General features: G+C 62.1%; 25 protein-coding genes and 1 tRNA gene. 16 read left to right on the top strand and 10 right to left on the bottom strand.

The genetic code is table 11. The features are described from left to right. The first annotated feature begins 69 nt into the window (after positions 1 to 69). Positions 70 to 603, top strand: coding sequence for a PAS domain-containing protein (locus tag YH62_RS01135; protein ID WP_052760317.1), 534 nt, complete (start codon positions 70 to 72; stop codon positions 601 to 603). 273 nt (positions 604 to 876) lie between these two features. Here the strand turns inward: YH62_RS01135 and YH62_RS01130 are convergent, their stop codons facing one another. Next, positions 877 to 1,059 (bottom strand): hypothetical protein, encoded by a 183-nt coding sequence (locus YH62_RS01130; RefSeq protein ID WP_046792311.1) that lies wholly within the window; start codon positions 1,057 to 1,059, stop codon positions 877 to 879. A gap of 180 nt (positions 1,060 to 1,239) precedes the next feature. Then, positions 1,240 to 1,395, bottom strand: a complete 156-nt coding sequence (locus YH62_RS29940) for a hypothetical protein (RefSeq protein ID WP_156176910.1) — start codon at positions 1,393 to 1,395, stop codon at positions 1,240 to 1,242. A 112-nt stretch (positions 1,396 to 1,507) separates the two neighbouring features. On the opposite strand from YH62_RS29940, the gene YH62_RS29285 reads away from it, so the two are divergent. Beyond that, a complete protein-coding gene (locus YH62_RS29285; protein ID WP_137326616.1) occupies positions 1,508 to 1,759 on the top strand; it encodes a hypothetical protein in 252 nt (83 codons plus the stop codon). Positions 1,760 to 1,810: 51 nt separating this feature from the next. Here the strand turns inward: YH62_RS29285 and YH62_RS01125 are convergent. Beyond that, positions 1,811 to 1,886: transfer RNA gene (locus tag YH62_RS01125), tRNA-Lys, on the bottom strand. Between the two features lie 202 nt (positions 1,887 to 2,088). Between YH62_RS01125 and YH62_RS01120 the strand changes: the two genes are divergently transcribed. Together YH62_RS01120 and YH62_RS01115 are read left to right on the top strand one after the other, a co-directional pair. Continuing rightward, the gene (locus tag YH62_RS01120) at positions 2,089 to 2,838 is read left to right on the top strand and encodes a cytochrome c biogenesis CcdA family protein (RefSeq protein ID WP_046792980.1); all 750 of its coding nucleotides are present in this window, start codon (positions 2,089 to 2,091) and stop codon (positions 2,836 to 2,838) included. Between the two features lie 46 nt (positions 2,839 to 2,884). After that, positions 2,885 to 3,844, top strand: coding sequence for an AEC family transporter (locus tag YH62_RS01115; RefSeq protein ID WP_046792310.1), 960 nt, complete (start codon positions 2,885 to 2,887; stop codon positions 3,842 to 3,844). On the opposite strand, the gene YH62_RS01110 is transcribed toward YH62_RS01115, so the two are convergent. Continuing rightward, complete coding sequence (locus YH62_RS01110) at positions 3,821 to 5,023, bottom strand: UbiH/UbiF family hydroxylase (protein ID WP_046792979.1); 1,203 nt, start codon at positions 5,021 to 5,023, stop codon at positions 3,821 to 3,823. The two genes, YH62_RS01115 and YH62_RS01110, sit on opposite strands and share 24 nt — an antisense overlap. A gap of 220 nt (positions 5,024 to 5,243) precedes the next feature. Here YH62_RS01110 and pcsA point away from each other — a divergent pair, with 220 nt between their 5' ends. The 6 genes from pcsA to glmU all read left to right on the top strand — a co-directional run bounded on the left by pcsA (position 5,244) and on the right by glmU (position 12,325). After that, on the top strand, positions 5,244 to 5,972 hold the full coding sequence (gene pcsA, locus YH62_RS01105) for a phosphatidylcholine synthase (RefSeq protein WP_170986293.1): 729 nt from the start codon (positions 5,244 to 5,246) through the stop codon (positions 5,970 to 5,972). Positions 5,973 to 6,134: 162 nt separating this feature from the next. After that, the gene (locus YH62_RS01100; protein WP_046792309.1) at positions 6,135 to 7,709 is read left to right on the top strand and encodes an ABC transporter ATP-binding protein; all 1,575 of its coding nucleotides are present in this window, start codon (positions 6,135 to 6,137) and stop codon (positions 7,707 to 7,709) included. Beyond that, the gene (locus YH62_RS01095) at positions 7,699 to 8,787 is read left to right on the top strand and encodes an ABC transporter permease (RefSeq protein ID WP_046792308.1); all 1,089 of its coding nucleotides are present in this window, start codon (positions 7,699 to 7,701) and stop codon (positions 8,785 to 8,787) included. Before YH62_RS01100 ends, YH62_RS01095 begins: the two co-directional genes overlap by 11 nt. Position 8,788: 1 nt before the next feature. Next, complete coding sequence (locus YH62_RS01090; protein ID WP_046792307.1) at positions 8,789 to 9,703, top strand: ABC transporter permease; 915 nt, start codon at positions 8,789 to 8,791, stop codon at positions 9,701 to 9,703. Between the two features lie 43 nt (positions 9,704 to 9,746). Further along, positions 9,747 to 10,820: a BMP family ABC transporter substrate-binding protein gene (locus YH62_RS01085; RefSeq protein ID WP_046792306.1), complete on the top strand. Its 1,074-nt coding sequence runs from the start codon at positions 9,747 to 9,749 to the stop codon at positions 10,818 to 10,820. A 143-nt stretch (positions 10,821 to 10,963) separates the two neighbouring features. Continuing rightward, a complete protein-coding gene (gene glmU, locus YH62_RS01080) occupies positions 10,964 to 12,325 on the top strand; it encodes a bifunctional UDP-N-acetylglucosamine diphosphorylase/glucosamine-1-phosphate N-acetyltransferase GlmU (RefSeq protein WP_046792305.1) in 1,362 nt (453 codons plus the stop codon). Here glmU and YH62_RS29935 read toward each other — a convergent pair. Beyond that, entirely contained in the window at positions 12,322 to 12,489 is a 168-nt protein-coding gene (locus tag YH62_RS29935) for a hypothetical protein (protein WP_156176908.1), read from the bottom strand. The two genes, glmU and YH62_RS29935, sit on opposite strands and share 4 nt — an antisense overlap. 213 nt (positions 12,490 to 12,702) lie before the next feature. On the opposite strand from YH62_RS29935, the gene glmS reads away from it, so the two are divergent. From glmS to YH62_RS01065, 3 genes are read left to right on the top strand one after another with little or no spacing between them, the layout of a single operon-like run. Next, entirely contained in the window at positions 12,703 to 14,529 is a 1,827-nt protein-coding gene (gene glmS, locus YH62_RS01075) for a glutamine--fructose-6-phosphate transaminase (isomerizing) (protein ID WP_046792304.1), read from the top strand. Next, positions 14,526 to 15,029, top strand: a complete 504-nt coding sequence (locus YH62_RS01070; protein WP_046792303.1) for an N-acetyltransferase — start codon at positions 14,526 to 14,528, stop codon at positions 15,027 to 15,029. The genes glmS and YH62_RS01070 overlap by 4 nt, the downstream gene beginning before the upstream one ends. Before the next feature lie 15 nt (positions 15,030 to 15,044). Then, positions 15,045 to 15,746 (top strand): DUF502 domain-containing protein, encoded by a 702-nt coding sequence (locus tag YH62_RS01065; protein WP_046792302.1) that lies wholly within the window; start codon positions 15,045 to 15,047, stop codon positions 15,744 to 15,746. Positions 15,747 to 15,763: 17 nt separating this feature from the next. On the opposite strand, the gene recG is transcribed toward YH62_RS01065, so the two are convergent. After that, a complete protein-coding gene (gene recG / locus YH62_RS01060) occupies positions 15,764 to 17,869 on the bottom strand; it encodes an ATP-dependent DNA helicase RecG (protein WP_046792977.1) in 2,106 nt (701 codons plus the stop codon). Between the two features lie 88 nt (positions 17,870 to 17,957). On the opposite strand from recG, the gene YH62_RS01055 reads away from it, so the two are divergent. After that, positions 17,958 to 18,287 carry a succinate dehydrogenase assembly factor 2 gene (locus tag YH62_RS01055; protein WP_046792301.1) on the top strand — a complete coding sequence of 110 codons (330 nt, stop codon included), beginning with the start codon at positions 17,958 to 17,960 and terminating at the stop codon, positions 18,285 to 18,287. An 11-nt stretch (positions 18,288 to 18,298) separates the two neighbouring features. After that, positions 18,299 to 21,808, top strand: a complete 3,510-nt coding sequence (gene mfd, locus YH62_RS01050) for a transcription-repair coupling factor (RefSeq protein WP_046792976.1) — start codon at positions 18,299 to 18,301, stop codon at positions 21,806 to 21,808. Here the strand turns inward: mfd and YH62_RS01045 are convergent, their stop codons facing one another. The 3 genes from YH62_RS01045 to YH62_RS01035 are packed head-to-tail and all read right to left on the bottom strand — an operon-like array spanning position 21,809 to position 25,287. Next, positions 21,809 to 22,747 (bottom strand): DMT family transporter, encoded by a 939-nt coding sequence (locus YH62_RS01045; protein WP_046792300.1) that lies wholly within the window; start codon positions 22,745 to 22,747, stop codon positions 21,809 to 21,811. A gap of 12 nt (positions 22,748 to 22,759) precedes the next feature. After that, positions 22,760 to 23,431, bottom strand: coding sequence for a DsbA family oxidoreductase (locus tag YH62_RS01040; RefSeq protein WP_046792299.1), 672 nt, complete (start codon positions 23,429 to 23,431; stop codon positions 22,760 to 22,762). Positions 23,432 to 23,481: 50 nt separating this feature from the next. Continuing rightward, a complete protein-coding gene (locus tag YH62_RS01035; RefSeq protein ID WP_046792298.1) occupies positions 23,482 to 25,287 on the bottom strand; it encodes an extracellular solute-binding protein in 1,806 nt (601 codons plus the stop codon). Positions 25,288 to 25,567: 280 nt separating this feature from the next. Here YH62_RS01035 and YH62_RS01030 point away from each other — a divergent pair, with 280 nt between their 5' ends. Then, positions 25,568 to 26,212: an invasion associated locus B family protein gene (locus YH62_RS01030; protein ID WP_046792297.1), complete on the top strand. Its 645-nt coding sequence runs from the start codon at positions 25,568 to 25,570 to the stop codon at positions 26,210 to 26,212. 117 nt (positions 26,213 to 26,329) lie between these two features. On the opposite strand, the gene hspQ is transcribed toward YH62_RS01030, so the two are convergent. After that, positions 26,330 to 26,659, bottom strand: a complete 330-nt coding sequence (hspQ, locus tag YH62_RS01025) for a heat shock protein HspQ (protein WP_046792296.1) — start codon at positions 26,657 to 26,659, stop codon at positions 26,330 to 26,332. Positions 26,660 to 26,711 lie beyond the last annotated feature (52 nt).

The following is a 26,711-nucleotide window of genomic DNA, read 5'->3' as shown; positions in this document are numbered from 1 at the left end:
GAGCACCACTTGAGACTGTAATCTACTGACTTAGACTTCCGCCCGTTGAAGCCCGAGTCGGAGAAGAGGATGGCATCTGAAGCCGGAAACGACCGAGACGGTCCTGTGAACGGGCACGCCTATGAAGAGCCCGGTATCTTTACCTGGGATCTGTCCATCGATGCGGTCTATTGCGATAGCGCGGTCGCCCGCTACTTCGACCTGGACGAGCGGGAAGCCGCGCATGGCCTGCCGCTCGGGATGTTCATGGATCGAATGCACGAGGATGATCGCAAGCGGGTGGCGCATGCGATTCGCGAGGCGGTGATAACCGGCGAACCTTATCGCGAGGAGTTTCGGACGGTGCATCGCGACGGTTCGGTGATGAACGTCCTGGCCTTCGGGCGTTGCTTTCGCAACCAGATGGGGGAGCCCGCTCATTACGCCGGCGTATTATGCCCCTTGCCGGTAGCGCCGTCGGTTCCGCGCGAACTGGCATGGCGCTGCATGGCGGCCTACGAACTTGCCGTGCAGGAAGGAAACGAAGAAGTCGCCGCCAGGCTGCTCGAGGCTCTGCGGGCGCTTGGCGTTCCGGAGCTTAGGTTGAGGGCCCATATATTTTGACGAAATGGTGTGAGGCGATCCGGATGAGATACGAGGCGAAAAACGCAGCCGATGTTTGGCATCGGCGAGGCTTTTCAACGAAGTAGATCGCCGGAGCGCCCACATCCTTCGGACACGCAAACGGCTTCGACCTGCGGCGTCGAAACTCTCGAATGGGCTCCTAGCCCATCCATTCGAGCTTCTCCTGGCATCTCTTTGCCGTTTGACGTGCCATTTCACCAAAATATATGCGTCCTCAACCTACCTTGTTCAGGTGTAACGCTCGCTCGGTCTTCACGGATTGCGCGGCGGTACGCCGAATCGCTCCGGCAGGAACGCCGTTTCGACGGAGGAGCCTGCAAGCCGATCCGTCTTCTCGGTCGTGACGGGTCCCGGAGCCCGCAACAAGGCGAGCGCAATGACGAAACCTGCGGCGAAGGCGATAGCCAGGGTGAGAAATCCGTTCTTCGTGCCCATGACGAATACTCCCTTGCGATCCAAAACGCGGCGGAGTGCTCCGGGGTTCCTGTTCCAGAGATTGGGTGTCATTTGTCCCTTGAACGCAGGGTCCAATAGCCGATGGCCCCGCAAAGCAAAACGACAACTCCCGCCATGGCTATGAGCGGAATGTTTCCTTCAAACATGTCTCTAACCTTGTCAGCCCGATACGGCATTGGGATCGGCCGGCGTCAGAACGAAAAACCAGATCGCGGCGATCGCCAGTGCGATCACGAAAATGATCGCGACGAACTTCATCATGTTGAAGCCGGCCGTCCGATCGGTGTCCTTCAATTGCTTTTCTCGCTCGTCCATGACCGAAGAACCGCGCCGGCGCTTCGAGGTTCCCTCGGAACATGCGATCCCTTGAACGGTTCGCCCCAGATGGGAGGTGCCTGAGATAGGAGGTGCCAGATAGGAGATGAATGTGAGCCACGATCCGGATCGGACCAGATACGATAGCGATGCGGGACCGGAGCTCCGCCGCCGCTCCAGGTGGGGCGCCTGGATAGCCGTCATCCTGATTGCGCTCGCGGGGGTGGTGATATGGGCGCAAGTCGGCGACGAGGGACGCGATTCGACCCGTCAATCGACCACGACATCGCCTCCGGACCCGAACGAGCCGGCTCCGGCCGGACCATCGACGCCTCCCATCAATCCGTCGACGCCTGGTGGATAAGGACGTTGCAGTTGCACAACCGTTTCGGCGCGGAAATAAAGTTCGGAAAAATGGTGAGAGCGCAGGGATTCGAACCCTGGACCTACTGATTAAAAGTCAGTTGCTCTACCAACTGAGCTACGCTCTCACGCTGGGTGCGCCTTGGCGCGTCCCCGAAAGTGCGCGGAACATATGCAGACGGCCCTTTGCGGTCAACCCGGAAAAACAGCAAAAATGCGGCTTCTTGCCGCTTTTGCCCGCTCGCGCGAAAAGGTGATTGGCATTCGCCGCTTACGTTGTTTAGGAGGGCGGGCATCGGAGCCTTGAAGGTTCGCCGTTCGGAGCAAGACGTGTCGATTGCCGAAATATCCCTGCTGAGTGCGCTTCTGGCAGGCGCACTGTCCTTCCTTTCTCCCTGCGTTCTGCCGCTCGTGCCGCCTTATCTCTGCTATATGGCGGGCATCTCGGTCGATCAGTTCCGTGGCGGTCAAACGCAGGTCGCTGCTGCCACCACACGCCGCGCGGTGCTGACTTCGGCGCTTTTCTTCACGCTCGGATTTGCCACCGTCTTCGTCGCGCTCGGGGCCGGCGCGTCTTCCATCGGTGTGCTCCTGCGCCAGCATCTCGATCTCTTGTCGAAGATCGGCGGCGTCATCATCATCATCATGGGCCTCAATTTCCTCGGGGTCTTCCGAATCGGTCTTCTGGCCCGCGAGGCGCGGTTCCAGGGTTCGGGCAGGCCGGCGAGCCTGTCCGGCGCCTATCTCATGGGGCTTGCCTTCGCTTTCGGCTGGACGCCCTGCATCGGCCCGGTGCTCGGAGCGATCCTCGGCGTGGCGGCCTCCCGCGACACGGTGGGCGAGGGGGCGACGCTGCTCGCCATCTATTCCCTCGGCCTCGCGGTACCGTTCTGGATCGCCGCGGGTTTTTCCGGTGCGTTCATGCGTTTCCTCACCCGTTTCCGCCACCATCTCGGAACGGTGGAAAAGATCATGGGTGTCTTCCTGATATTGACCGGTCTCGCTTTCATCTTCGGTTTCGTCAGTTCCGTCGCGATCTGGTTCCAGCAGACCTTTCCAATCCTGATGCAAATCGGCTAACGGAAGTTCTTCCGAACACACCCCGTGATCCTCACGGAAGGAACCGATGGCCGCTATCATAGCCCTCCTGCTGCCCTTCTTCGGGCTGATCCTCATCGGCTATCTCGCAGCCAGGATCACCAGGCAGCCTGCCGAGGCGCTCGGCTGGATGAACACGTTCATCATCTATGCGGCCCTGCCGGCGCTGTTCTTCAAGCTTGTCTCGCGAACCCCGATCGAGGACCTGGCGCGGATCGATTTCATCGCCACGGATATCGCGGCGACCTATCTCGTCTATGCCGCCCTATTCCTGATTGCCTGGTTGCGGCGCAATTCCTTCGGTGATTCCACCATCCAGGCCTTTGCCGGCGCCTATGGCAATATCGGCTATATGGGCCCGGGGCTGGCGCTGCTCGCCTTCGGAGAGGGGGCGGCCGTTCCGGTCGCGCTGATCGTCTGCTTCGAGAACGCCATGCACTTCATCGTCGCCCCGGCGATGATGGCGGTTGCCGGCGGCGACAAGCGTCCACCCGCGCAGGTGGGCTTCGAGGTGGTGCGGAAAGTGGCGCTTCACCCGTTCATTCTTTCCACGGCGCTGGGTTTTCTCGTGGCGGCTTCCGGCCTCGAGCCGCCGCTCGCATTCCAGCGGCTGGTGGATTATCTCGCTCAGGCCGCCGCGCCATGCGCGCTCTTTGCCATGGGCGTCACGCTGGCTCTTCGGCCCTTGAAGCGGGTGCCGGTGGAGATCGGTTATCTTTCGCTCGTGAAACTCGTTCTCCTGCCTACCACCGTCTATGTGGTCCTGTCGGCGGCAGGAGATTTCGATCCTGTATGGGTCTATTCGGCCGTGCTGCTCGCGGGTCTGCCCACGGCCACCAATGTCTTCGTCATCAGCCAGCAATATGGCGTATGGCAGGAGCGGGCCTCGGCGACCGTGCTGATCACGACGGCGCTTTCGGTCCTGACGCTACCCGTCCTGCTTTATCTGATCACCAGCGGTTTCTTACCGCCGGACCTCTTTCCGTAAAGTTTCGAAGATGGCTCGAAAGCCCCCGCCGGGTTCGAGCCCCTCGCGCATCAAGAGATTGCGGAAGGGCGGCGCGCTGTTGAGGATGTGAAGGCCGGCGGCGCGCACCATCTGCGTGGGCAAGAAATCGCTGAGCAGCGACCGGTTGAGGAGATCCACGCCGAATGTGCGGCTCATGATGTCCGCCCGGCGGCGGCGGTTGAAACGGTTGCCCGCATCGGCGGGGATCGGCCGATCCGCGGCGGCGGTAAGCAGTTCCGAAAGCGTGATCACGTCGCGCAGCGAAAGATTGAGGCCCTGCGCACCGATCGGCGGAAAGGCGTGCGCGGCCTCGCCGACCAGCGCGATGCGGTCCTTGCCGAAACGGTCGGCCATCAGGCTCGATAGCGGCCAGGTCTGGGCACCGGGTTCCACGGTAACCTTGCCGAGCATCGACTGCATGCGAGCCTCGACCTCCCGGGACAACTCCTCGATCGGCAAAGCCATCAGCCGCTCGGCTTCCTCCGGCTTCACGACCCAGACGAGACTGGAGCGCAGGCCCGGAAGCGGCACTTGCGTGAAAGGACCGGTCTCGGTGTGAAATTCCGTCGAGACATTACCGTGCGGCAGCGTGTGGGAGAAGTTCAGCACGACAGCGGACTGGCGATAGGACCAGCGGCGTGCGCCAATCCCGGCGCTTTCCCTGACTTTGGAATTGCGCCCATCCGCTCCGATCACGAATGCGGCTGCAATCGTCTCGCCGCCGGCAAGCGTCAGCGTCACGCGCTCGGGGGAATGGTCGAGCACGACGACGCTTTCGTCGAGGCGGGGGGTGTTCGCCTCCGCGGCTACCCCTGCCTGGAGCGTCTCCAGGAGGACACGGTTGGGGATGTTGTAGCCGAAGGCGTAGAGCTCGACGTCGGCGGCGCGGAACTGAGCCGTCGGCGCGCGCAATAGACGGTTCGTGGCGTCGATGATCTGCATGACGGAGAGGGGGGCGGCGAGCGGCGCTATTCTGTCCCAGAGGCCGAGCCGTTCGAGCAGACGGATCGACTGGTCCATCAGCGCGGTGGTGCGTTCGTCGGCTTTTTCCGCAGCCGGCGCGATCAAGGCGACCTTGCGTCCGCCGCGGGCGAGCGCCAGCGCAGCTATCAAACCGGCAAGTCCTCCGCCCACGACCGTGATCTCGAAATCCTGCATATCCTTCATCCCGTTCGACCCTTCGCGCGACCTACGCGATGGGGATTCGCTTGACCGCTATCTAGAGCCTGACGCCCGCCATATCCATGGGACAAGTCGGCACGCCGTGGAAAAACCGCCAATTTGCTGTGGTGGAACCGAACGTTGCGGGTGCTGACCGTTGCAAAGCGCCCTGATTGGCCGCATACCTCGAACAATCGAGGAAAGGCGGGGCTGACGCGTGATCAGACGAATCTTCAATTACCGGAATGTGCCCTATGCCGAAATTCGGGCCTTCAGCGTCCATCTGCTGACCGCGTCGGGGTCGTTCCTCGCTTTCCTCGGCGTGGTTGCTGCGGCCGAGCGGCGTTTCGTGGACATGTTCTGGTGGCTGGGACTGGCGCTGCTCGTCGATGGGATCGACGGACCGATCGCCCGCAAGGTGCGGGTCAAGGAGGTTCTGCCGAACTGGTCCGGCGATACGCTCGACAACATCATCGACTACGTCACCTATGTGCTGCTGCCGGCCTTCGCGCTCTATCAGAGCGGCATGATCGGCGAGCCCTGGTCATTCGTCGCGGCCGGGATGATCGTGGTGTCGAGCGCGATCTACTACGCCGACACGGGCATGAAGACGGACGAATACTTCTTTTCCGGCTTTCCGGTCGTCTGGAACATGGTTGTCTTCACCCTCTTCGTGATCCAGGCGAGCGCGGTCACGGCAATGGTCGTGGTTTCCATATCCGTCGTGCTCACCTTCCTGCCGATCAATTTCCTGCACCCGGTTCGGGTCAAGCGGTTGAGAATATTGAACCTCGGCATCTTTCTCCTGTGGTGCGCCATGGGCGGCTATTCGCTGCTTCTGCACTTCGACTCGCCGTCCTGGCTGGTTCTCGGCGTCGTCGTGACGGGTATCTACCTCTACTGCATCGGCGCGGTGCTGCAGCTCTTCCCCAAGCTCGGTGGATAATCGAACGTTTCTCCGGGAAGTCTTTCTTTAGAGTTGTGCGTAGCAACAAAAACGTTATCAATGAAACGTCCGGATTGAAGGGCCGGGCGGCGTTCAAAACAATGCGCTTCGTATCGACCAAAGCCTCGAAGAAGGCGGGAACGAAGCGAACGAGGGGGTTCAGTGACTGTATCCGAAGGTCCGGCGGCAGTTCCGCTCTTATCGGTGCGGGGATTGACCAAGCTTTTCGGCAATTTTGCCGCTTGCGACGCGATAGAACTGGATGTTGCGGCCGGTGAAATTCACGCTCTGCTCGGGGAAAACGGCGCCGGCAAATCCACTCTCGTGAAGATGCTGTTCGGCGTGCTCGAGCCGACAGCCGGCCAGATCCTCTGGAACGGCGCCCCCGTCACGATCCGTTCCCCGGGCGAGGCGCGCCGCCGCGGCATCGGCATGGTGTTCCAACATTTCTCACTATTCGAGGCGCTGACAGTCGCCGAAAATATCGCGCTGTCGCTCGATCCAAAGATATCGCTTTCGAGGATTTCCGACGAGGCGGCCTCCCTTTCCAAGGCTTACGGCCTGCCGCTCGATCCAAAGGCGCATGTGGCCGACCTTTCCGTCGGAGAGCGCCAGCGCATCGAGATCGTGCGGGCGCTTCTACAGAATCCGAGCCTCATCATCTTGGACGAGCCGACTTCGGTGCTGACGCCGCAGGAAGCCGACAGGTTGTTCGAAACGCTGTTCAAGCTCAAGGATGAGGGGCGCTCGGTCCTCTATATCAGCCACAGGCTGGAGGAGGTGCGCCGCATCTGCGACCGCGCCACCGTCCTGCGCCACGGCAAGGTAAGGGGAGCCTGCGATCCGAAGAAGGAGACGCCGGCCTCGCTAGCCCGCATGATGGTCGGCTCCGACGTGGCGGAGGTGCATCGCGACGAGACGGCGAAGCTGGGCGACGTGCAGATCGAGATGGATAGTCTTTCCGTCGCTGCGCGGACGCCTTTCGCCGTATCGCTGAAGAACATCTCCATGAAGGTTCGCGCCGGCGAGATCCTGGCGATTGCGGGCGTCGCCGGAAACGGCCAGGGCGAGCTTTTCGATGCGCTTTCCGGCGAATATCCGGTGGCGGACGACAATGCGATCCGGCTACGGGGCAAGCCGGTCGGACGGCTCGGCATCAACGGTCGCAGATTGCTGGGCGCGGGCTTCGTGCCGGAGGAACGGCATGGCCATGCGGCGGTCGCCGCGATGCCGCTTTCCGACAATCTGCTGCTTGCCCGCAGCCAGTCGGACAAACGGGCTTTCCTGACGGGCGGCGGCATGTCGGTCATCCGTCACGATGCTGTCCGCTCCGCCACACGGCGCATCTGTCAGGCCATGGATGTTCGCAAAAGCGGCGAGGACCCGCAGGCCGGCTCGCTTTCCGGCGGCAATCTGCAGAAATTCATCGTCGGACGCGAGCTCGACCGTCAGCCTGCGGTTCTGGTGGTCAACCAGCCGACCTGGGGCGTGGATGCCGGTGCCGCAAGTCATATCCGTCAGGCCCTGATCGATCTCGCCAAGGCGGGTTCCGCCGTCGTCGTCATCAGCCAGGATCTCGATGAGATTTTCGAGGTGGCGACCAGTATCGCCGTCATCTCCGAAGGCAGGCTGTCCAAGCCTCATGCGGCCGGGGCACTGACGCTGGAGCGCATCGGCCTCATGATGGGCGGCATTCATGAAAGTCATTCGATGCCGGAGGCCGCCGATGCGCATTGAGCTCGAGAAACGCCCCCGCATCTCCGGCCTGTTTTCGATCCTCTCGCCGCTGCTCGCGCTTGCGTTGACGCTGGTGTTCGGGGCGATCATGTTCAGCCTGCTCGGCAAGGACCCGATCGATGCGCTCTACAGCTTCTTCGTAGAGTCGCTGCTGGAAGTCTGGTCGCTGCATGAACTCGCGATCAAGGCTGCACCGCTGATCCTCATCGCGGTCGGCCTTTCGGTCTGCTTTCGCTCGAACAACTGGAATATCGGCGCCGAGGGCCAGTTCACCATGGGCGCCATTGCCGGCTCGATCCTGCCGGTCATGAACCCCGAATGGCATTCGCCGATGATCCTTCCGCTGATGCTCGTCATGGGCATGATCGGCGGCGCTCTCTACGCCGGCATTCCGGCCCTTCTCAAGACGCGCTTCAACACAAATGAAATTCTGACGAGCCTGATGCTCGTCTATATCGCCCAGCTCTATCTGGATTGGCTGACGCGCGGGCCTTGGCGCGATCCGCAAGGCTACAACTTCCCGCAGACCAAGGCCTTCGTCACCGAGGCGGTGCTTCCGGAAATCCTTGCCTCCGGCCGGGCGCATTGGGCATTTATTTTCGCGATCGTCGCGGCGATTGCCGTCTGGTTCATGATGCGCTTCATGCTGAAGGGCTTCGAGGTCTCGGTGCTCGGCCAGTCGGAGCGGGCAGGGCGTTTCGCCGGCTTCTCGGCCAGGCGGATGGTCTGGTTTTCCATGCTGCTGTCGGGCGCGCTCGCCGGCCTGGCCGGGATTTCGGAAGTCTCCGGTTCGATAGGCCATCTGCAGCCGATCATCTCGCCGGGCTACGGTTTCACCGCCATCATCGTCGCCTTTCTCGGCCGCCTGAACCCGCTCGGCATCATCGCCGCCGGCCTGGTGCTGGCGCTCACCTATCTCGGAGGCGAGGCGGCGCAGCTATCCATCGGCATTTCCGACAAGGTGGCGCGCGTCTTCCAGGGATTGCTGCTCTTCTTTGTGCTCTCCTGCGATACGCTCATCCACTATCGCATCAGGCTGATATTCGCTGGAGCCAAGCCGGCGGAGGCGAGGGGCTGACATGTTCGAAGCGATCCTCCTGACGGTCATCACCGCATCCACCCCCCTGGTCGTCGCCGCGCTCGGCGAGCTGGTGGCGGAGCGTTCCGGCGTCCTGAACCTCGGCGTCGAGGGGATGATGATCATGGGCGCCGTTTTCGCCTTCGCCGCCACCCGGTACACCGGCTCGCCCTATATCGGTATTCTCGCCGGCATTGCCGGCGGGGCGCTGTTTTCCCTGCTTTTCGGTTTTCTGACGCTGACGCTCGTCGCCAACCAGGTCGCGACGGGTCTTGCGCTCACCATCCTGGGGCTCGGGCTTTCCGGACAGATCGGCGAGAGCTTCGTCGGCCAGCCCGGCATCAAGCTGCAGCCGATCGTAATTCCGCTCCTCTCGGAAATCCCGTTCCTCGGAAAGGTGCTCTTCAGTCAGGATCTGATCTTCTATCTCTCGATTGCCCTGATCATCGGTATCCACTGGTTCCTGTTCCGCAGCCGCGCAGGCTTGAAGCTGCGCGCAATCGGCGACAATCACGGTTCCGCCCATGCGCTCGGCATCCATGTCATCCGCATGCGCTATCTGGCCGTCATGTTCGGGGGCGCCTGTGCGGGCCTGGCGGGCGCGCAGCTTTCGCTCGTCTACACGCCGCAATGGGTGGAGAACATGTCCGCCGGCCGCGGCTGGATCGCGCTCGCGCTCGTCGTGTTCGCCTCCTGGAGGCCGTGGAGGGTTCTGGCGGGCGGCTATCTCTTCGGCACGGTGACGATCGGGCAGTTGCACGCACAGGCTTTCGGCATCGGCGTGCCCACCCAGCTTCTCTCCGCACTTCCTTATGCGGCTACTATTGTCGTGCTGATCATCATCTCGCATAATCGCCGCACGACGCTCATCAATACGCCGGCTTCGCTCGGGAAACCATTCGTTCCCGACCGGTAACCGCGGTAGAAACAACCCGTCTTCACGCCAATAGAGGTTAGAAATGAAGAAACTGATTATCGCCCTTGCCGCCTCGGCAGCCCTGTTGGGTGGGCTTGCGACCGGCGCGTCCGCCCAGGACAAGACCAAGGTCTGCTTCATCTACGTCGGTTCGAAGACGGATGGCGGCTGGACGCAGGCTCATGACATCGGCCGTCAGGAGCTTCAGAAGGCGCTCGGCGAGAAGATCGAGACGCCGTTCCTGGAAAGCGTGCCGGAAGGCCCGGATGCGGAGCGCGCGATCGAGCGCATGGCCCGTTCCGGTTGCGCGCTGATCTTCACGACCTCGTTCGGCTTCATGGACGCGACGATCAAGGTCGCTGAAAAATTCCCGGACATAAAGTTCGAGCACGCCACCGGCTTCAAGGCCGCGCCGAATGTCGCGACCTATAATTCCCGCTTCTATGAAGGCCGCTATATCCAGGGCCAGATCGCCGCAAAGATGTCGAAGAAGGGCCTTGCCGGCTACATCGCATCCTTCCCGATCCCGGAAGTGGTGATGGGCATCAATGCCTTCGAACTCGGCGCGAAGTCCATCAACCCCGATTTCAAGCTGAAGGTCGTCTGGGCCAACACCTGGTTCGATCCCGGCAAGGAAGCCGATGCCGCCAAGGCTCTGATCGACCAGGGCGTCGATATCCTGACCCAGCACACCGACACGACGGCACCGATGCAGGTTGCGGCCGAGCGTGGCATTCTCGCCTTCGGTCAGGCATCCGACATGATCGCCGCCGGCCCGAAGACGCAGCTCACCGCGATCGTCGATACCTGGGGCGCCTATTACATCAAGCGCACCAACGCGCTCCTCGACGGCACCTGGAAATCCGAGCAGATCTGGGATGGTCTCAAGGACGGCATTCTCACCATGGCGCCCTATACCAACATGCCGGATGACGTGAAGGCGATGGCGGAGGAGACCGAAGCCAAGATCAAGTCGGGCGAGCTGCACCCCTTCACCGGCCCGATCAACAAGCAGGACGGTTCGCCCTGGCTCGCGGCCGGCGAGAAGCCGGAGGACGGCGTGCTGCTCGGCATGAACTTCTACGTCGAAGGCGTGGACGACAAGCTTCCGCAGTAATACTTGGCTCACCCCTCCTTCGAGGGGTGAGTGAAGGGCGCCTTCGGGCGCCCTTTTTGTTTCTTGGGGATACAAGCTGTTTATCGCCCTTCAACCGTCTTGCTGCTAAAAGCCCGCGAAATGGATTGAATCGGAGATTCCTGATGAGCCGCTCCTGCCTTGCCGTGATCCTCGCCGCCGGCGACAGCACCCGCATGAAATCCTCCATGTCGAAAGTGCTGCACCCGATTGCCAGCCGGCCGATGATCGCGCATGTGATGGCGGCGGTGGCCTCCGCGGGCATGACGGATGCGGCGCTGGTGGTCGGGCGCGATGCGGATGCCGTTGCGAAGGCCGGCGCCGTCGAAGACGTCACGGTGGAGGCCTTCCTGCAGACCGAACGCCTCGGAACGGGCCATGCGGTACTGGCGGCGAAGGATGCGATCGCTCGCGGCTATGACGACGTCCTCGTCGCCTATGGCGACGTGCCTCTGATTACGTCGGGACCCTTTCTGGCGGCACGGCAGAAGCTCGCCGAGGGGGCGGACGTGGTGGTGATCGGCTTTCATACCGACAAGCCGACCGGCTATGGCCGCCTGCTGGTCGAAAATGGCGAACTCGTTGCGATCCGCGAGGAGAAGGACGCGACCGAGGAAGAGCGCAAGGTCACCTGGTGCAATAGTGGGCTGATGGCGATTAATGGCCGCAAGGCGCTCGCGCTTCTGGAAAAGATCGGCAACGACAACGCCAAGGGCGAATATTATCTGACCGATCTCGTCGAGATCGCCCGCGCGGCCGGCGGCAGGGTCGTCGCGGTGGATGCGCCGGAGGCCGAACTGACCGGCTGCAACAACCGCGCCGAACTCGCCCAGATCGAAAAGCTCTGGCAGGAGCGCCGCCGTTATGAACTGATGCTCTCGGGCGTGACGATGATCGCACCGGAAACCGTTTTCCTTGCCTATGACACGGAGATCGGCCAGGACGCGGTGATCGAGCCGAATGTGGTCTTCGGGCCGGGCGTCACGGTCGAGGGTGGCGCTGTCGTTCATGCCTTCTCGCATCTGGAAGGCGCGCATGTGAGCGCCGGCGCTACTGTCGGGCCGTTCGCGCGGCTGCGTCCCGGTGCGCATCTTGCCGCCGGCTCCAAGGTCGGCAATTTCTGCGAGGTGAAGAAGGCCGAGATCGGCGAAGGCGCCAAGGTCAACCACCTGACCTATATCGGCGACGCCTTTGTGGGCGCGCACTCGAACATCGGTGCCGGTACCATCACCTGCAACTACGATGGTGTGAACAAGCATGTGACCCGCATTGGCGCGAATGCCTTCATCGGCTCGAATTCCGCCCTCGTCGCGCCGATCTCCATCGGTGACGGAGCCTATGTAGCCTCCGGCAGCGTCATCACCGCCGATGTCCCCGCCGACGCCCTGGCACTAGGTCGAGCAAGGCAGGAGGTGAAGCCGGAGCGTGCGAAGGTCATTCGCGAGCGGGCGCTTGCCTTCAAGGCCGCGAAGAAGGCGAAAGGCTAACCCGTAATTGCGGCGTAGAGGATGATCGTCAGATAAAGCACGAACGCCGCGACGCCGACACCGATGATGAACAGCACCAGACCGCGGCCTGCCTGTCTTTTCACAGCTTTTTCGGCCGGCGGATCGCTCGGCTGAACGATGGGGTCGTTGTCCTGGTTGGTCATGGCCCTCGACCGGTTGCGTTACGTTGATACTAACCGCATGGAAGCGCCGGTGGTTCCCTGGTGTGATGTCACCGGGCGGTGAGGCTTAGACTGAAAGGTGGCGTTAAAGCGTTCGCGTTACTTTCAGATATCGAAAGTGACCGGCAGGCAGATTGCGCAAAGCGGGCAATCCGCTAGGAATTCGCCCGGTTCAACCAAACGGAGAGATTGTTCATGTGCGGGATTGTCGGGATCGTCGGAAGGGAAGCGGTGGCGGGGCGGCTCGTCGATGCGCTGCGGCGGCTCGAATATCGCGGTTATGATTCCGCCGGCGTCGCGACGATCCACGGCGGCAGGATGGACCGGCGCCGCGCCGAAGGAAAGCTCTTCAATCTGGAGAAAAGGCTTGATGCCGAGCCGCTGCCGGGCGTGATCGGCATTGCCCATACCCGCTGGGCCACCCATGGCGTGCCGAACGAGACCAATGCCCATCCGCATTTCGTGGGGGGTGTCGCCGTCGTCCACAACGGCATCATCGAGAACTTCTCCGAACTGAAGGATGAACTTCTTTCCGAAGGCGCGGTTTTCGAGAGCCAGACCGATACGGAAGTGGTCGCTCATCTCCTGGCCAAATACCTGCGTCAGGGCCTGGACCGCCGCGCTGCGATGCTTGCCATGCTGAATCGCGTCGCCGGCGCCTATGCGCTGGTGGTGATGTTCGAGGATGATCCGGGTACGATCATGGCCGCCCGTTTCGGGCCGCCGCTCGCAATCGGACATGGCCAGGGCGAGATGTTCCTGGGCTCGGATGCGATCGCGCTCTCTCCCTTCACCAACGAGATCACTTACCTGGTCGACGGCGACTGCGCCATCATGACAGCAAAAGGCGTCGAGATCGTCGATTACTCCGGCAGACCAGTGCAGCGGCGCAGCCAGATTTCTCAGGCATCTGCCTTCATGGTGGACAAGGGCAACCACCGGCACTTCATGGAGAAGGAAATCTATGAGCAGCCGGAGATCATCTCGCACGCATTGAGCCACTATATCGATTTTGCCGCAAACACGGTGAAGAGGAACGAGACCGAGATCGATTTCGGCAAGGTCTCCGGCCTTGCGATCTCCGCCTGCGGCACGGCCTATCTTTCCGGCCTCATCGGCAAATACTGGTTCGAGCGCTATGCGCGTCTGCCGGTCGAGATCGATGTCGCCTCGGAATTCCGCTATCGCGAATTGCCGCTTTCACCCTCCCAGGCAGCGCTCTTCATCTCGCAGTCCGGCGAGACCGCCGACACGCTTGCCTCATTGCGCTACTGCAAGCAGGAAGGGCTGAAGATCGGCGCGATCGTGAATGTCAGGGAATCCACGATCGCCCGCGAATCCGATGCGATCTTCCCGATCCTGGCCGGACCGGAAATCGGCGTCGCTTCCACCAAGGCCTTCACCTGCCAGCTCGCCGTTCTGGCCGCACTCGCGATCGGCGCCGGCCGTGCGCGCGGAACCGTATCGGCAGAGCAGGAAACGGCAATGGTTCGCCATCTCGCCGAGATGCCACGCATCATGAGCCGGGTACTGAACGAGGTTCAGCCTCAGATAGAATCTCTCTCGCGCGATCTCTCCCGCTTCAAGGATGTGCTCTATCTCGGCCGCGGCACCAGCTATCCGCTGGCGCTCGAGGGTGCTCTGAAGCTCAAGGAAATCTCCTATATTCATGCCGAAGGCTATGCCGCGGGCGAGCTGAAGCACGGGCCGATCGCGCTCATCGACGAGAACATGCCGGTCATCGTCATCGCCCCGCATGACCGCTTCTTCGAAAAGACAGTCTCGAACATGCAGGAAGTGGCCGCGCGCGGCGGCAGGATCATCTTCATTACCGACGAGAAGGGCGCAGCCGCCTCCAAGCTGCCGACCATGGCGACCATCACGCTGCCGAACGTCGACGAGATCATCGCTCCGATGATCTTCTCGCTGCCCATCCAGTTGCTTGCCTATCACACGGCCGTCTTCATGGGGACCGATGTCGACCAGCCGCGCAACCTCGCCAAATCGGTGACGGTGGAATGATCATCCGGCCGGAAAATCCGGGCGACGAGGCCGCGATTCATTCGGTGACGGAACTGGCTTTCGCCGGCCATCCGCACAGCGACGGCAGCGAGCCGTTGATCGTCGATCGGTTGCGCAAAGCCGGTGCCCTGGCTTTCTCCGTGGTAGCGGAGGAAGAGGGGAAAATCCTCGGTCATGCCGCTTTTTCCCGTGTGCAGATATCCGATGGCGCGGCGGACTGGTATGGCCTGGGTCCGGTTTCCGTTCACCCGCAACGGCAAGGCGAGGGGATCGGCAGCGCATTGATCCGGAAAGGCCTGGATGAGCTTCGCGCAATCGGTGCTAAGGGTTGCGTGGTGGCCGGCGATCCGGCCTATTACGGCCGCTTCGGTTTCAACCGGAACGACGAGCTTGTGCTGCCCGATTTCCCGCCTGACTATTTCATGGCGCTGGCCTTGCATGGGTCGATGGCATCCGGCATTGTCACCTATCACAAGGCCTTTTACGGCGACACAGCATGACATGACGGAACGCGGATGAACGACAGTCCGGAAAGAATTTCGCTGGCCGGGCGCATCCGGAATAATTTCCTGGCAGGTCTCATCATCTGCGCGCCGCTTGCCATCACTGTATGGCTGACTTTCGCGCTGATCGACTGGGCCGACAGCTGGGTCACGCCCTATATTCCGCAGCGCTACGACCCCCAATATTATTTCAACATCACTATTCCCGGCACGGGCCTGCTGATCGCGGTGGTGTTCATCACCATCATCGGTTTTCTCGGCAAGAACCTGATCGGCCGCTCGATCGTCAATTTCGGCGAATCCCTGCTGCACCGGATGCCGCTCGTCCGGACGATCTACAAGAGCTTGAAGCAGATCTTCGAGACCGTGCTGAAGGAGCAGTCGACCTCTTTCAAGAAGGTCGGTCTGATCGAATTTCCGAGCCCCGGCACCTGGGCGCTGGTTTTCATAGCCGGCAACGCGCAGGGTGAGGTAGCCGCGCGTCTCAACGCGCAAGGCGAGGAAATGATGGCCGTGTTCCTGGCACCGACGCCGGTTCCGACTGCCGGCTTCCTGATGTTTGTGCCGAAAAGCAAGATCATCATGCTCGACATGACGCCGGAGGAAGGGGCGAAGCTCCTGATCTCAGGCGGCCTGATCGCTCCGGAATACAAGCCTAGGAAGGCCGCGCCCACCGCGGTAATTCCAAGCCCGCCGGAACCTTCCGGCTCCTGATCGTCGGGGAGCTACATTCATCCCGCCCGCAGGAACCGGATCGCCTCGTCGCGTCGATGAAGGTAGAGGAGCACGCGCATGTTCTGGCCGCGGTCGCTCGTGAGTTCCGGATCGCGCTCCAGAAGATAGGCGGCATCCTTGCGGGCGATCTCGAGCAGGTCTGCATGTGCTTCCAGACTGGCGATCCTGAAGCCCGGCGTGCCGGACTGGCGGGTGCCGAGGAGTTCGCCTTCGCCGCGAAGACGCAAGTCCTCCTCGGCGATCAGGAAGCCGTCCTCGCTATCGCGCAGGATGGAAAGACGAGCCTTTCCGGTTTCGCTGAGCGGCCCCTTGTAGAGCAGGATACAGGTCGAGGCCTCGTCTCCGCGCCCGACACGGCCGCGAAGCTGGTGAAGCTGGGCAAGCCCGAACCGCTCGGCATGTTCGATGACCATGATTGTCGCATCGGGCACGTCGACGCCCACTTCTACCACGGTCGTCGCCACCAGCAGCCGGATTTCGCCGCTCTTGAAGGCGGTCATCACCGCGTCCTTTTCGGGCCCGGACATGCGCCCATGAACGAGGCCGACGTCGCGGCCGAGCTCCTTGGCGAGAACCGCATGCCGCTCTTCGACTGACATCAGTTCGGAAACGTCCGACTCCTCGACGAGAGGGCATATCCAATAGGCCTTCTTTCCCTCGGCGATGGCGGCTCGCAGCCGTGAAACGATCTCGCCGATGCGTTCGGTCGGTATCGTCACCGTCTGGATCGGCTTGCGGCCGGCCGGTTTTTCGGTGAGCTTCGAAACATCCATGTCGCCGAAGGCGGCAAGCACCAGCGTACGGGGAATGGGGGTTGCGGTCATCACCAGCATATGCGGTGAAATGCCTTTCGCAGTCAGCCGAAGACGCTGATGCACCCCGAAGCGATGCTGTTCGTCCACCACGGCCAGAAGAAGATTGTGATAATTGATCGCATCCTGGAAAAGCGCGTGAGTACCGATGACGATCTGCGCCTCGCCGGAGGCGATCCTTTCCGCAATCGCATCGCGCTCGCGGCCCTTGGTACGGCCGGTCAGAACTTCGACATTGATGCCGGCCGCCCCGGCCAGTTTGGAAATCGTCTGGAAATGTTGCCTGGCCAGGATTTCAGTCGGCGCCATCAACACGGCCTGTCCGCCGGCCTCGACCGCTGCCGCCATGGAAAGCAGCGCGACCAGTGTTTTTCCCGCGCCGACATCGCCCTGCAGCAGGCGCAGCATGCGGGTGTCGCCCGCCATGTCCTTCAATATGTCTTCGACGGCGCTCTTCTGACTTGGCGTCAGCGAAAAGGGCAGATCAGCGATGATCTTCGCGGCAAGATCGCCCTTGACCCTGATCGGCTCTCCGGGAACCCGGCGCAGCCGCTGGCGCACGAGGGAGAGCGATACCTGGCCGGCTAGAAACTCGTCATAGGCGAGCCTGCGCCGGGCAGGGGACTGCGGGTCGATATCCGCCTCGTCGCGCGGATCATGCAATCGGCGAAAGCTGTCGCCGGCGGACAGGAATCCCTGGCGCTGGAAAAGGGCTTCGTCGATCCACTCCGGCAAGGCCGGAAGTCGCGCGATTGCGCCGTCGATCGCCTTTCGCAGCACTTTCGGCGAAAGGCCGGCGGTCAGCGGATAGACAGGCTCGATCAGCGGCAGGCTTTCCGCCTCGGACGCTTTCACGATGAAGTCCGGATGGACCATGGAAGGCCGGCCGTTGAACCAGTCGACCTTGCCGCTGACCATCACCGTTTCATCGAGCGGCAGCGATTTCTGCAGCCAATCGCCCTTGGCCCGGAAGAACGTCAACGCCAACTCGCCGGTCTCGTCATGCAGGAAGACGCGATAGGGGACGTTCGGCTTGCCGCGCGGCGGCGGCTGATGCCGGTCGACACGGCCCTCGATCGTGACGATGGCCCCCTGGGGTGCCAGCGCGATGCCGGGGCGATTGCGCCGGTCGATGAGGGAATAGGGGGCGTGGAAAAGCAGGTCGATGACCCGGCAGTCGTCCGCGTCTTCGCGGCCGGTAACACGCGCGATCAATTCGGCAAGCTTGGGACCGACGCCCGCAAGCGACGCGACGGAAGAGAATAGTGGGTCAAGGACTGCGGGGCGCATGGCAGCAAAATGCGATGGATTTTGGCGATTTGGCAAGGTGACGGGGGCGGAAAAGCATCCTATATGAACCGCAACAAAGGATACGGACATGACTGGACTTGCGCGCACGAGCGCCGATCTCGATCCTCGCCGCCGGCGCATCCTCTATCGTTGCTGGCATCGCGGCATCCGGGAAATGGACCTCGTCTTCGGCAGTTTCGCCGAGGCCGAGATCGGCACCCTCTCGGATGCGGAGCTCGATGAATTCGAGGCGATCATGAGCGAGGACGATCACGATCTGCATGCCTGGATCACCGGCGCCAGGCCTTTGCCGAACCACCTGCAGACGCCGCTTTACGAGCGTGTCGCCGCCTACAAGCCGGATTTCGATCCGGTGACCAGGGCCTCGTTGGAAGCGAGGCTCAAGCAGACCCCATGAATTCCATCCCGATGATCCCAGGTTTCGATGCAGCACGGATAGCGACGGTCGGAAGCTCGCTGACGGTCGGCAATGTGCCGCCCGGCATGGAGCCGCTCCTGCTGGCGGAACTCGCGCGCGCCGGCCAGTCCGTCGCCTATGTGATGTCAGACGGGCAGAGCATGCCCGATCTCGAACAGATGCTGTCCTTCGTGGCGCCGGATATCCCGGTCCTGACGCTGCCGGCCTGGGACTGTCTTCCCTATGACCGGGTCTCGCCGAGCGCGGATGTCTCCGCCCGGAGACTTTCAGCGCTTTCCGGCCTTATCGCGCACGCCAGAAAGCCGCATCCGGCAATCGTGCTCGTCACGGTCAATGCCATGCTGCAGAAGATCGCGCCTTCCGAGGTGATCGAAAGCCTCGCCTTCTCGGCGAAGCCCGGTAACCAGATCCGCATGGACGACCTCGCCGCACGCCTGGAGCGTAACGGCTTCGAGCGCGTCTCCACTGTGCGGGAAGTCGGTGAATTCGCGGTGCGCGGCGGCATCCTCGATGTCTTCGTGCCCGGCACGGAAGAACCGGTGCGCCTCGATTTCTTCGGCGACACGCTGGAATCGATCCGTTCCTTCGACCCGGCAAGCCAGCGCACGACCGGACAGGCCCGCTCCCTCGACCTCAATCCCATGAGCGAGGTGACGCTGACGCCCGATACGATCAGCCGTTTCCGCAAGAACTATCTGTCGCTCTTCGGCGCGGCGACCCGCGACGATGCGCTGTATCAGGCCGTCTCGGAAGGCCGGCGCTATGCCGGCATGGAACATTGGCTGCCGCTTTTCTATGAGCGGCTGGAAACCGCTTTCGACTACCTCAAGGGCTTCCGCATCGTCACGGATCACACGGCGCGCGAGGCGGCGAACGAGCGCTCCAAGCTGGTGCTCGATTATTACGACGCCCGGCGCGACAGCGGCACGCAGGGCAAGGGAGCGGCCGCACAGGCCACGCCCTACAAGCCGGTATCACCCGGACAGCTCTATCTCGACGGCAAGGCTTTTTCCGCCGCGCTCGACGCGTGCGACGCGCTGCGGCTGACCCCGTTCAACGAGATCGATGCCGAGGGTCGCCCGGTGGTGACGCTCGATGCCCATGCGGGTCCGCGCTGGGCAAAGGCGCAGGCCGAGGACAAGGATCGCGGCGAACGCATCAATGTCTTCGACCTGGTGGTCAAGCACATCGCCGATAAGCGCGCCGAAGGCGTCAAGGTGCTGATTACCGGCTGGTCGGCAGGCTCACTCGACCGGTTGATGCAGGTGCTGGAGGAGCGTGGGCTTCAGCGTGTCAGGCCGATCGAAAAACTCGCCGATCTCGACAAGTTGGATAAAGGGGAGGCGGCTTCCGCCATCCTGAGTCTCGAGGCGGGTTTCGAGACCGACCGGATCGCTATCATCGGCGAACAGGACATTCTCGGCGACCGTATGGTCCGCCGCGGCAAGCGCCGCAAGCGTGGCGCTGATTTCCTGACCGAGGTGGCGGGTCTCGATGAAGGCTCGCTCGTGGTCCATGCCGAGCATGGCATCGGCCGCTTCGTCGGCCTCGTCACCATCGAGGCCGCCGGCGCCCCCCGCGCCTGCCTCGAACTTCATTATGCCGATCAGGCAAAGCTTTTCCTGCCCGTCGAAAACATCGACCTGCTCTCACGTTACGGTTCGGATGCGGCCGAAGCGCAGCTCGACAGGCTCGGAGGCGGCGCCTGGCAGGCGCGCAAGGCCAAGCTCAAGAAGCGTCTGCTCGACATGGCGGATGCCCTCATCCGCATCGCGGCAGCGCGCATTACCCGCCGCGCGCCGGTTCTGACGACGCCCGAAGGGCTCTATGACGAATTCGCCGCGCGCTTCCCCTATGACGAAACGGACGACCAGGCGAACGCCATCGATTCGGTCCGTGAGGATCTCGGCGCCGGTCGTCCGATGGATCGCCTCGTCTGCGGCGACGTCGGCTTCGGCAAGACGGAAGTGGCGCTGCGCGCTGCCTTCTTCGCGGCGATGAACGGAGCGCAAGTCGCGGTGGTCGTGCCGACGACGCTGCTTGCCCGTCAGCATTACAAGACGTTCAGGGATCGTTTCCGCGGCCTGCCGATTACCATCGCCCGAGCCTCGCGCCTCGTTCCCGCAAAGGAGCTTGCCCAGACGAAGAAGGACCTTGCCGAGGGCAAGGTGGACATTGTTGTCGGCACCCATGCGCTGCTCGGATCAGGCATCAAGTTCGCGAACCTGAGCCTTCTCATCATCGATGAGGAACAGCATTTCGGTGTCAAGCACAAGGAGCGGCTGAAGGAGCTGAAGAGCGACGTTCACGTTCTGACGCTTTCGGCGACCCCGATCCCGCGCACCCTGCAGCTTGCCATGACGGGCGTGCGCGAGCTGTCGCTGATCACCACGCCGCCGGTCGACCGCATGGCAGTGCGCACCTTCATCTCGCCGTTCGATCCGCTGGTGATCCGCGAGACGCTGATGCGCGAGCATTATCGCGGCGGCCAGAGTTTCTATGTCTGCCCGCGTCTTGCCGATCTTCCGGAAATACAAGCCTTCCTGCAATCGGACGTGCCGGAGCTGAAAGTCGCCATCGCCCATGGCCAGATGCCGGCGGGCGAGCTGGAAGACATCATGAACGCCTTCTATGACGGCAAATACGATGTTCTGCTTTCGACGACGATCGTCGAATCCGGGCTCGACGTGCCGACGGCCAACACGCTGATCGTCCATCGCGCAGACATGTTCGGTCTGGCGCAGCTCTATCAGCTTCGCGGCCGCGTCGGCCGTTCCAAGGTGCGCGCCTTCGCTCTCTTCACGCTGCCCGTCAACAAGCCGCTGACAACGACCGCCGAGCGCCGCCTCAAGGTGCTGCAGTCGCTCGACACCCTGGGCGCCGGATTCCAGCTCGCAAGCCACGATCTCGATATCCGCGGGGCCGGCAACCTGCTGGGCGAGGAGCAGTCCGGTCATATCAAGGAAGTCGGTTTCGAACTCTACCAGCAGATGCTGGAGGAGGCCGTCGCCGAGGTGAAGGGCGAGGATGAAATCGTCGATACCGGCTGGTCGCCGCAAATTTCGGTCGGCATCACGGTGATGATCCCGGACACTTACGTGCCGGACCTGCATCTGCGCATGGGCCTCTACCGCCGTCTGGGCGAAGTGACGGAGCTTCCGGAGATAGACGGCTTCGGCGCGGAGATGGTGGACCGGTTCGGCCCCATGCCGGTCGAGGTGCAGAACCTCCTGAAGGTCGTCTACATCAAGTCGCTCTGCCGCAAGGCGAATGTCGAGAAGCTCGATGCCGGCCCGAAAGGGATCGTCGTTTCCTTCCGCGACAAGCAGTTCCCCAATCCGGCAGCGCTCGTCGGCTATATCGCCAGGCAGGGCACGCTCGCGAAGATCCGGCCGGATCAGAGCGTGTTCCTGACGCGCGACCTGCCGTCACCGGAAAAGCGGCTCACCGCCGCCGCCCAGGTGATGACCCAATTCGCCGAGCTCGCCAAAGAGAGCTGATCAGCGATCGGCTTCGATTTCCGGCTTGGTGACGACCGATGCCTGCGGATCGGTCGCGACGGACCGCGGCAGCGGAACGTTTCGCGCCTTTTCACGGGCAAGCGTCAGAAGCCCCGACCCGATGATGAGCACGATGCCGATCAGCATCGGCAGGTCGATCGTGTCCCCGAAGATGAGATAGCCGAAGAGCACGGCCCATAGCATCTGACTGTATTGGGTGGGGCCGATCACCGCCGCCGGCGCATGATTGGCGGCATACATCAAGAGCACGGTCGCCAGCGCCGCAAGCAGGCCATAGCCTGCCAGCATCACCCATTCGGTTGCGACCGGCACCCTGAAATCGGGGATCATCAGCAGGCCGCAGATGAAGAGCACGCCCAGCACGCCCGCGCCATAGAGCGATATGTTCTTCTCCGAAGGGCCGATCGCCCGGAAGATGACGATCGAGATCGCACCGGAAAGGCCGCCGAAGATCGCGCCGAGATGCCCGATTGAAAGCTCCCGAAAGCCTGGACGAAGGACGATCAGTACGCCCGCAAAGCCGATGAGGACAGCGCTCCACCGCCGGATTCCCACACTCTCCTTCAGGAAGATCACCGACATGATGGTGACGAAGGAGGGCAGCAGGAAGATCAGCGCGAAGGCTTCCGCCATCGAGAGATGCGTAAACGCGATGACGCTGCCGAGCACGCCGAGGCTGTTGGCGACGAATCGGAGAAGCCAGAGCGGCCGGTTCGTCGTCCGGAAGATATCCGTCCATCGGTCGCCGGCTTTCAGCAGGAACGGCAAGCCGGCAAGGCCGAAAATGGCTCCCAGGAACGCCGTTTCATAAGGCGGCAATGCGCCTTCGATCATCTTGACGGCCGCATCGCTGAAGGCAAACGCAGCAAAGGAGGCGAAGGCGAGGAGCACGCCCTTCGTCGTGTGGTCCGTATTCACATGAACCTCCGGTCAGATCATGCCTTTACGGGCTTCGGCCTTCATCTGTGCGATCTCCCGGAGCGCATTGACGAGGACTTCCGGCGTCTGCGCACCGCTGACCGCATACTGACCGTCGAGAATGAAGAAGGGCACGCCGTTGACGCCCATCTTCTGGGCCGCCTCTATCTCGCCGAGAACCGTATCCTTGTCGGCATCGCTAGCGAGCAGGCTCTCGATGACTTTCCGTTCCAGGCCGCATTCCTCGGCAATGTCGAGCAGAACGGTTTGATCGCCGACATTCCTGCCTTCCTCGAAATTCGCCTTGAAAAGAGCGGTCGCCACCCGGTCCTGCACCTCGCGGTCTTCCACCAGCGCCCAATGCAGGAGACGGTGGGCGTCCAGCGTATTGGGGCCGATCTTGATCGCGTCGAAATCGTAACGGATGCCGACCTCTTCGCCGAGCTTGCTCAGCATGGCGTGCGCACGCTCCACGGCTTCCGCGCCGCCGAGCTTGGCGATCAGGGCCTGCTGCTGGTCCACGCCTTCCGGCGGATAATCGGGATTGAGGCGATAGGGGCGCCAGTTGACGTCGACGCCAACCTCGTCCTGTACTTCGGCGATCGCCAGCTCCAGCCGCGCCTTGCCGAGATAACACCAGGGGCAGACGACGTCCGAAACGACGTCGATGGTTACCCGTTCCATGGGCGCATCCTTTCTTCGGAAAGCCGCTCTTGGGCGTCCTTTGCTCTAGATCATTGGGCCCGCTTGTCGAACCAGGCGGGAAGCTGGTAGCCGTAGAGCGGCACCTTTTCCGGATAGCCGATATGGCTGCGGCGCGCCACCCATTGTTCCGCCACATGGTAGAGTGGCACGAGATAGTGGCCGGAAATCAGCATCCTGTCATAGGCTCGGACCGCCGCCTCGAAATCCTCCTTGCTGCGTGCGCCGAGCATGGCTTCGATGAGCTTGTCCAGATCGGGATCGGCGGTGCCGGCGAAATTGAAGCTGCCCTGCCGATCACGCGAGGCCGAGCCCCAGCGGCCGACCTGTTCAATACCCGGAGACAAGGAGGAGGGGTAGGATTTCAGGATCATGTCATAGTCGAAATTGCCCGAACGCGCCTGATACTGCGCATCGTCCACGGTGCGGATTATCATCTCCACGCCGATCATGCGCAGGGTCCGCTGATAGGCGATCGCCAGCTTCTCCTGGTCCTGGTTTTGGGTCATCACCTCGAAGGCAAGCGGCCTTCCCGAGGCGTCCGACATACGGCCGTTCCTGATCGTGTATCCGCCGGCCTCCAGGAGGTCCACGGCCTTGCGCAACACCTTGCGGTCCGCGCCGGTGCCGTCCGTCTTCGGCAGGCGATAGGTGCCGTCGAGCACGTCCGGTTCGATCCGGTCCTTGATGGGCCCAAGGATCGCAAGCTCGCGCTCGCTCGCCGGCTTCCCCAAGGAGGAGAGGCTGGAATTCTGCCAGAAGCTTTCGGTACGGGTATAGGAGTTCTCGAAAAGGTTTCTGTTCGCCCATTCGAAATCGAAGGCCAGCGAAAGGCCCGCCCGGACATTGCGGTCGGCAAAGACCGGCCGGCGCGTATTGAAGGCGAAGCCGAGCATGCCCGTCGGCAGATCCGGCTTGAACGTGTCCTTCACGGCCGCGCCGCTATGGACCGCCGGGAAGTCGTAGGCGCGCGCCCAATGCGTCGGGCTGCCATCCAGGTAGATATCGAGCACACCCTTCTTGAAGGCCTCGAACAGGGTGTTCTCCTGCAGGAAATATTCGACGGTGATTTCGTCGTAGTTGTCGAGACCCACCTTGGACGGAACATCCTTGCCCCAATAATCGGGATTGCGCTCGTAGACGATCCGCTCGCCGGGTGCCACCGACTTCACCTTGTAAGGGCCTGAACCGACGGGGAATTTGAGCGTGGACTGCTCGAAGGTGGCCGGATCGATCGCATGTTTCGGCAGAATCGGCGTCGCATAGGCAATGATCAGTGGGATTTCGCGGTCCGCCTTCTCGTTGAAGGTGAAGCGTATGCTGCGCTCGCCGACCTTCTCCATCTTCTCGACGGTGTCGAGACGGTTGGAGAAGGGAATCCTGCCTCTGTCCCGCAGCACCTCGAAAGTGAAGATCACGTCTTCCGGCGTTACCGGCAGCCCGTCCGACCACCTTGCCTTGGGGTTGAGGTTGAACTGGATGAAACTGCGCTCCTCGTCCCACTCCACCGTTTCGGCAAGCAAGCCGTAAAGCGAAAAGGGTTCGTCGCCGGAGCGCTGCATCAGCGGTTCGTAGATGAGATTGCCGAAGATATTGTCCCAGATGCCGCGAGCGGTCGTGCGTATACTCTTCAGGTTGAACGGGTTGAGGCTGTCGAAAGTGCCGACGACGCCGTACCGCACGCGTCCGCCCTTCTTCACGTTCGGATCGACATAGTCGAAATACTTGTAGTCGGCGGGGAGCGCCGGCTCACCATGCATGGCGATCCCGTGCAGAGGTTGGCTGAAAGCCTGTCCGGCAAGGGCAAGTGCGGCGATGAGCGGAACGATGCGGCGCATGGTCCATCCTACAATGGAAATAGTCTCTGATTCGCTGCAAAATACCTGATCGAGATGGGGTGACCAACCGCGACTAGGTGGAAAGATGGGCCTGAAAGCCCTGGTAATCGCCAAAAAATACGTGATGAGGGCTGGATATCGGAGCGGCTGCGATGTAACAGGGTGGCCGGACGGCGGGTCATTCAATTGCCTCATTTGACCGACAGGTGAAAGGCAATAGGACACCCCGAGGGAGGCGGCGGACGTCGCCCCGAACGGATTTCAGGAGACGGATTTCGTTATGAAGCTCAAGGCAACCAAGGTTATGCGGACGGCGATGTCCGCTCTCGCTCTTTCGATCGGCGCGAGCGCGCTGCCCATCACGGCCGCCGCACAGGCCCCGGCTGCCGGCGCTCCGGGCGCCCCGCCGCTCGGCTGGTTCAAGACCTGCACCAAGCAGGACGATAGCGATCTCTGTGTCGTGCAGAACGTGCTTCTCGCACAGAACGGCCAGCTCATCACCGCCGTAGGCCTGATCACAGTGGAAGGCAAGGTGAACCGCAAGATCCTGCAGGTTTCGGTGCCCACCGCGCGCCTCATCCCGCCGGGCATCGTCATGCAGATCGACGGCGGCAAGGGCCAGAAGCTCGACTATGCCGTCTGCCTGCCCGACAAGTGCACCGCCGAAGTGCCGCTCACCGATCCCATGATCGCAAGCCTCAAGAAGGGCGGCGAAGTGACCTTCACCTCGATCAACTTCCGCCGTGCGCCGAACCCGATCCGCATTTCGCTGCAGGGCTTCACCGGCGCCTTCGACGGTCCGGCCATGCCGCAGGCGCAGCTCGCCGAAAGCCAGCGCAATCTCGAAGAGGGAATGCAGCGCAAGGCCGAAGAAGCCCGCAAGAAGCTGGAAGACGCCCAGAACGCTGCAAAGCAGGGCAACTAAGCTCTCAAGTTCTTGAAGTTTCAAAAGCCCGGCCTCGCGCCGGGCTTTTTGATTCCGGAATCAAAAAGGCGCCGGTGGGAGGCCCGGCGCCTTCGATTCTCGAATATCTATCGGAAGTCAGTGCGCCAGAATCACCTTCGGCTTCAACTGCCCGGACGGACCGCGGTCGAAGATCTGAGCAACTTGCGGATTTCTCAGCGGTGTGTCGCTCTCGTCGTGCTCGAGGTTCTGTTCCGAGACATAGGCGACATATTCCGTCTCGTCATTTTCGGCCAGCAGATGATAGAAGGGCTGGTCCTTGTTGGGGCGGATCTCCGCGGGGATGGCATTCCACCATTCCTCGGTGTTGGAGTATTCCGGGTCCACGTCGAACACGACGCCCCGGAACGGAAACACCTTGTGGCGAACCACTTCTCCGATCCTGAATTTTGCGTGGCGTTGTTTCATGGTGCGATGTCCTTTCGCATCCTGATGTGGGAATGAATTCATTCCGCATCAA

This window comes from Rhizobium sp. LC145, from assembly GCF_001005825.1.
GTDB lineage: Bacteria > Pseudomonadota > Alphaproteobacteria > Rhizobiales > Rhizobiaceae > Neorhizobium.
Note: the sequence above shows the minus strand (reverse complement) of the source record. Positions and strands in the feature narration are given on the sequence as shown.

Bases quoted from the DNA above. Each gene is read 5' to 3' on its own strand.
- YH62_RS01135 (WP_052760317.1), top strand. From the start codon at position 70: ATGGCATCTGAAGCCGGAAACGACCGAGACGGTCCTGTGAACGGGCAC.
- YH62_RS01130 (WP_046792311.1), bottom strand. From the start codon at position 1,059: ATGGGCACGAAGAACGGATTTCTCACCCTGGCTATCGCCTTCGCCGCA.
- YH62_RS29940 (WP_156176910.1), bottom strand. From the start codon at position 1,395: ATGGACGAGCGAGAAAAGCAATTGAAGGACACCGATCGGACGGCCGGC.
- YH62_RS01115 (WP_046792310.1), top strand. From the start codon at position 2,885: ATGGCCGCTATCATAGCCCTCCTGCTGCCCTTCTTCGGGCTGATCCTC.
- YH62_RS01110 (WP_046792979.1), bottom strand. From the start codon at position 5,023: ATGCAGGATTTCGAGATCACGGTCGTGGGCGGAGGACTTGCCGGTTTG.
- YH62_RS01095 (WP_046792308.1), top strand. From the start codon at position 7,699: ATGCGCATTGAGCTCGAGAAACGCCCCCGCATCTCCGGCCTGTTTTCG.
- YH62_RS01090 (WP_046792307.1), top strand. From the start codon at position 8,789: ATGTTCGAAGCGATCCTCCTGACGGTCATCACCGCATCCACCCCCCTG.
- YH62_RS01085 (WP_046792306.1), top strand. From the start codon at position 9,747: ATGAAGAAACTGATTATCGCCCTTGCCGCCTCGGCAGCCCTGTTGGGT.
- glmU (WP_046792305.1), top strand. From the start codon at position 10,964: ATGAGCCGCTCCTGCCTTGCCGTGATCCTCGCCGCCGGCGACAGCACC.
- YH62_RS29935 (WP_156176908.1), bottom strand. From the start codon at position 12,489: ATGACCAACCAGGACAACGACCCCATCGTTCAGCCGAGCGATCCGCCG.
- glmS (WP_046792304.1), top strand. From the start codon at position 12,703: ATGTGCGGGATTGTCGGGATCGTCGGAAGGGAAGCGGTGGCGGGGCGG.
- YH62_RS01070 (WP_046792303.1), top strand. From the start codon at position 14,526: ATGATCATCCGGCCGGAAAATCCGGGCGACGAGGCCGCGATTCATTCG.
- YH62_RS01065 (WP_046792302.1), top strand. From the start codon at position 15,045: ATGAACGACAGTCCGGAAAGAATTTCGCTGGCCGGGCGCATCCGGAAT.
- recG (WP_046792977.1), bottom strand. From the start codon at position 17,869: ATGCGCCCCGCAGTCCTTGACCCACTATTCTCTTCCGTCGCGTCGCTT.
- YH62_RS01055 (WP_046792301.1), top strand. From the start codon at position 17,958: ATGACTGGACTTGCGCGCACGAGCGCCGATCTCGATCCTCGCCGCCGG.
- mfd (WP_046792976.1), top strand. From the start codon at position 18,299: ATGATCCCAGGTTTCGATGCAGCACGGATAGCGACGGTCGGAAGCTCG.
- YH62_RS01040 (WP_046792299.1), bottom strand. From the start codon at position 23,431: ATGGAACGGGTAACCATCGACGTCGTTTCGGACGTCGTCTGCCCCTGG.
- YH62_RS01035 (WP_046792298.1), bottom strand. From the start codon at position 25,287: ATGCGCCGCATCGTTCCGCTCATCGCCGCACTTGCCCTTGCCGGACAG.
- YH62_RS01030 (WP_046792297.1), top strand. From the start codon at position 25,568: ATGAAGCTCAAGGCAACCAAGGTTATGCGGACGGCGATGTCCGCTCTC.
- hspQ (WP_046792296.1), bottom strand. From the start codon at position 26,659: ATGAAACAACGCCACGCAAAATTCAGGATCGGAGAAGTGGTTCGCCAC.